General features: G+C 41.1%; 2 protein-coding genes. Both read left to right on the plus strand.

Annotation, left to right across the window (positions count from 1 at the left end):
* Positions 1–1,390 (plus strand): histidine kinase N-terminal 7TM domain-containing diguanylate cyclase (locus BSG1_RS19090; protein WP_006838877.1); only part of this gene is annotated, 1,390 nt, incomplete at its 5' end.
* Between the two features lie 96 nt (positions 1,391–1,486).
* Positions 1,487–2,005, plus strand: coding sequence for an STAS domain-containing protein (locus BSG1_RS19095; RefSeq protein WP_006838878.1), 519 nt, complete (start codon positions 1,487–1,489; stop codon positions 2,003–2,005).
* Positions 2,006–2,334 lie beyond the last annotated feature (329 nt).

A 2,334-nucleotide genomic window follows, 5' to 3' on the forward strand; every position in this document is an offset into this window, starting at 1 on the left:
TGTTTTAGCAGGTGTTTTTATCCTGATGACTGTATTCGAATTACTCAGCAATGACACTTCTATCATGATTGCGCTGCGCAACCTTCAACAGATTTCCTTGATTTTCTCACCGATATTCTTGATAGGCTATGCAATGGAGTTACATAGGGAAGACTCAAAACGCACTCTTCGTTTCTTAGGGATCCTTGCGATTCCTTCCTTCGTGGATATGGTGCTGGTATTGACTGATTCTTTTCACGGGTTAATGAGGGACAGTGTCACGGTACGGACGATCTGGAATTATACAGAGGTTTCCGTCCAATCCACAACCCTTAATTCCTTCCTGGGTGCTTATCCTTTTGTTCTTGCATTGCTGACCATATTGCTGTTGATCCGGAATATGTTCGATGTACCTAAGCATTACCGGATGACCCATTGGCTTTCAGCACTTGTGATTGCCCTTCCCATATTCATTATTACCACCACATCCCTGTTATCCATAGAGATTCCAGGCGTATACGCATTATCGTATAGTTCCATGGCGGGGCTGCTGATCCTGGTTAATAAGAGGATGGATTTTAATGCGGTTTGGCCGGTGTCAAGGCAGGACGTACTGGATAATCTCTCAGAAGGAATTCTATTAATTGATCAGCAGGGAAAGATTGTGGAAGTGAATCATGCAGGAAGCCAGATGATTAAGCGTTTATTTGGAACAGGCGGAAGGCGTAAGGAAGTCATCCATCAACACGTCCAGTCGGTTTTTCCTGGAACCGCATCTTTAATGGAAGCATTGTCCTTGAATCAAGATACGGATTTTCAGTATGAGCACGCTGGCTCGCACTTTGATGTCGATGTGAAAGTACTTGGAAAGAAGTCGAATCACCTCAGGCTGGTTGTCTGGAGAGATGTTACAGATAAGAAGAAGATCGAGCATCAATTGATTGAACTGGCGAAAATGGATTCTCTAACGAAATTAGCCAACCGGGAAGCGTTTCTTGAATTGTACAATCACAATGATGAAGCAGGCTGCTTTCTATTGATGGATATCGATCATTTTAAATTATTCAATGACCAATACGGCCACCTTGTTGGTGACAAAGTCTTGAAGTATGTTGCTCAACTGTTGAAGGCCCAATTTCGGGATGCCATCTTGACCCGCTTGGGGGGAGAAGAATTTGGAGTCTTCTTGAATGTGGATACAGAGGAAGCGTCAATTCGTGCCTCAAGGTTTCAAACCTCTTTGAAAGAGGAGAGCTCCCAGGTGGATCCATCCATTGAAGAAGAAGTGACCGTAAGTATCGGAATCTGTAGAGCATATCCGGGTGAGCCATTCGAAAGGGTCTACCAAAGGGCAGATCAGGCGATGTATAAGGTTAAGCATGAAGGCCGGGATAGTATTCATGTTTGTTAGATTTTGTGATTTCCTGAAGACTAAGTGACAGGTTAATATAAGTCCTTCCTTACCGTAACGGTTGAATTTTAGCAGAGTACGAGGTCCCTTCTTTGAATGGAAGGGATTTTTATCGTTTATTCAAGAATGAGCAAGCTGCGTAATCCGGAAGAGGAAATTGCTCGACTTAACGAAAAGCTTAAGGAATATGAAAGATTGATTGATGAACTTTCGACACCAATTATTCCGTCCGTCATTCCCAATACTATATTGGTGCCTTTAACAGGGGCGTTAAATGAAAAACGTTTGGATGATATTAAGACCAGAGTCTTATTCAGTATACAAAAACAACAGGGTGATACGGTGCTGATTGACTTTACAGGAATTAGTCATTTAGAGGTTGAAACATTAGGTCTGCCTTATCTGATCCATCAGATTGGTGAAATACAATCTGGTCTGAAGTTAATGGGCGTAGAAACAATTTTCGTTGGATTCTCTCCAAAATTCGCCCATGATATTATTTCATCCGGGGTCGATACAAGCAGGTTCATTACTCATGCTACCTTTAGGGACGGGCTAAGATTTTTGATGAAGAAAAAAGGGTTGGAGTTTAAACAAGTGGAACCATTGTCTTAAGGGATGATGGTTTTTTTATTTACAAATGTAGCGTTGCAACTCTTTTGCGAGCGGAGACAAGTACTTAGGTGATCCACGTTGTCTCTTTAGTTCTTTGTCTGCGGCAACTTGAAGTGTGGAAACCACTCTTCACTAGTCTGGAAAGCGAAGATTATGTCATTTAAGAAACCGGTTTACTAAAATTTTACGTAAATGCTTAATTTCCTAAAAAAAAACTATTGAAAACGGATACAAAGGTGTTATAATCAGGGTAAGAAACAAGTTCAACTAATTTTTTTTAACGATTTAGGAAACCGGTTTCGTAAAGTTTTGATCAATTTAAACAAAGA

Source organism: Bacillus sp. SG-1, assembly GCF_000181495.1.
Taxonomy (GTDB): Bacteria; Bacillota; Bacilli; order Bacillales; family Bacillaceae_B; genus Rossellomorea.

Excerpts from the sequence above, each read along its gene's own strand:
- BSG1_RS19095 (WP_006838878.1), top strand. The coding sequence starts at position 1,487 with ATGGAAGGGATTTTTATCGTTTATTCAAGAATGAGCAAGCTGCGTAAT.